This is a genomic window from Rhodovulum sp. (assembly GCF_011048875.1).
In the GTDB taxonomy this organism is placed as follows: domain Bacteria; phylum Pseudomonadota; class Alphaproteobacteria; order Rhodobacterales; family Rhodobacteraceae; genus Rhodovulum; species Rhodovulum tesquicola.
In genome coordinates this window covers 1-2281 of the sequence record NZ_DSDD01000155.1, presented here as the reverse complement: position 1 = coordinate 2281, position 2281 = coordinate 1, and the positions used below count along the sequence as shown (strand labels likewise).

Here is a 2281-nt window from a genome sequence, read left to right as displayed (position 1 = left end):
GCGCGCGCCCCCGAAGCTGAGCGGGTTGGGCGCAGCCGTGCCAAAGGCGATCAGCAGGCAGACCGCCGGCATCGCAAGGTTCGGCACCCAGGCCTGCCACGCCGCCCAGGGCAGCACCGGCACATGCGGCGCGCGGCCGGCGGCGACGATCAGCCAGGCCAGGACGGCGACCGACAACGCGCCATAGGCCACCAGATAGCCGCCCGGCCCCAGCGCCGCGATCAGTCGCCGCTTGACGGGGGGCTGCACCGGAACGCCGTGCGAGGCCAGGAAAACGCCGAAGGCAAGCGCCAGTTCACCCCAGCCGCCTATCATTCCGACCTCGGCGCCCAGGTGCAATCGGCCAGCGTCGTGCGGTCAAGCTCGGACAGAAAGGCGGTCTCGGCCCGGGCCAGCCGTGCCTTCAGGCGGCAATCGGGCATCAGCGTGCAGGCCCCGCCATCGGCGGCGAAACACTCGACCAGCGCCTGATCGGCCTCCAGCAGGCGCACGACCTCGCCCAGCCGGATCTCGGCGGCGGGGCGCGCAAGGCGCAGCCCGCCGCCCCCGCCGCGGCGGGCGTGCACCAGCCCGGCAGAGGCCAGCCGGGCGACGACCTTGGCCAGATGGTGACGCGAGACGCCGAACTCGTCCGCCAGTTCGGCGGTGGCAAAGGCACGCTCGGGTCGGCCAGCCAGCCGCATCAGCGCGCGCAATCCGAAATCTGTGAACCGGGTCAGGCGCATGGCGTCCCACGAATTGGAGTTTCAAATATGTATTACATCAGCTAATCGGTATTTGAAATACCAAAAGCGAGTCGTCCCATGGCCACCACGTCCCAGCTTCGCCGCGCCTTTTCCGGTCCCGCCCTTCTGGCGCAGGGCCACCGCCCGTTCTTCCTGTTCGGCAGTCTCTGGGCGGCCGCGGCGATGACCCTGTGGATCGCGATGCTGGGCGGCGCCGTCGCGCTGCCCACGGTGTTCGATCCGGTCAGCTGGCACGCCCATGCCTTCCTGTTCGGCTATCTCGGTGCCGTCACCGCAGGGTTCCTGCTGACGGCGGTGCCGAACTGGACCGGGCGGCTGCCGCTGATGGGCTGGCCGCTTCTGGCGCTGGTGCTGGTCTGGGCGGCAGGGCGGGTCGCGGTGTCGGTCTCGGCGCTTCTGCCCTTCGGGTTGGCGGCAGCGGTCGATCTGGCCTTTCCGCTGGCGCTGGCCGGGGTGACGCTGCGCGAGATCGTGGCGGGCCGGAACTGGCGCAACCTGTCGGTCTGGGCGCTGCTTGTGATGATGACGCTGGGGCAGGGGCTGTTCCACCTCGATGCCCTGCGCGGCGATTACGCGGCGGGCGGGCTGGGGCTGCGGGTGGCCCTGGCGGCTGCGATCGGGATGATCCTGCTGATCGGCGGCCGCGTCGTGCCGAGCTTTACCCGCAACTGGCTGGCGCAGCGGCGCGAGACGCGGCTGCCTGCCCCCCTCGGCCGGTTCGACGGGATCGCGCTGGCAACCGCCGGGCTGGCGCTGATGGTCTGGACCGTGGCGCCCGCGCATTGGCTTGCCGCGCTGCTCTGCCTGCTTGCGGGGGTCTTGCACCTGATCCGACTTGGCCGCTGGGTCGGGCATCGCACGCTGGCCGAGCCGCTGGTCTGGGTGCTGCACCTGTCCTATGCGCTGGTGCCGGTCGGGTTCCTGGCGGTGGGGCTTGCGTCGGTGCTGCCGGGGCTGGGCGCTGTCACGGCGGCGCAGCATGTCTGGATGGCCGGCGCGGTCGGCATGATGACGCTGGCGATAATGACCCGCGCGAGCCTTGGCCATTCGGGCCGCCCGCTGACCGCAAGCCCGGCCGTCGCCGCGCTTTATCTTGTCCTGCTGGTCGCGGTCATGGCGCGGTTTGCCGAAGGGCTTGGGGCCCCGGGCTGGCTGCTGCATCTGGCCGGGGCTGGCTGGATCGCGGCGTTCCTGGGCTTTGCGCTGCTCTACTGGCCAATCCTGACGCGCCCGCGCGCGATGGCTCCGGCCTGAGCCAGGAACGGGCAAAAGGGGGCTTTCCTTTCCGCTCGGGACGTGGTTCCCTGCACTCCGTGACAGGGGCGTCCGGGGTCAACCTGGGCTGAGAAGTACCCTTTGAACCTGAACCAGATCATGCTGGCGGAGGAAGTCGCAGCCGGAGCGCCCAAGGGGCTTTAGCGTTCGTTTCCTCCCCGGCCTTGGAGTAAACGATGCCTGATTGGGGAGCCCATCTTCGCACCATGCGCGCCGAGGTGCCCTTGGTGCTGAACATCACCAATTTCGTGGCGATGAAT

Annotated in this window: 3 protein-coding genes and 1 riboswitch; of the genes, 1 reads left to right on the top strand and 2 read right to left on the bottom strand. The window is 69.8% G+C overall.

Features of this window, described 5'->3' with window-relative positions; translation table 11 throughout:
• Both ENN83_RS05570 and ENN83_RS05565 read right to left on the bottom strand, forming a co-directional pair.
• The coding region (locus tag ENN83_RS05570; RefSeq protein WP_287185020.1) for an NnrU family protein at positions 1 to 315 on the bottom strand (315 nt) is incomplete at its 3' end.
• A complete protein-coding gene (locus ENN83_RS05565; RefSeq protein ID WP_287185018.1) occupies positions 312 to 725 on the bottom strand; it encodes an Rrf2 family transcriptional regulator in 414 nt (137 codons plus the stop codon). The genes ENN83_RS05570 and ENN83_RS05565, both read right to left, overlap by 4 nt.
• A gap of 78 nt (positions 726 to 803) precedes the next feature.
• On the opposite strand from ENN83_RS05565, the gene ENN83_RS05560 reads away from it, so the two are divergent.
• Positions 804 to 2000 (top strand): NnrS family protein, encoded by a 1197-nt coding sequence (locus tag ENN83_RS05560; RefSeq protein ID WP_287185015.1) that lies wholly within the window; start codon positions 804 to 806, stop codon positions 1998 to 2000.
• Between the two features lie 54 nt (positions 2001 to 2054).
• Positions 2055 to 2152: riboswitch (TPP riboswitch) on the top strand.
• Positions 2153 to 2281 lie beyond the last annotated feature (129 nt).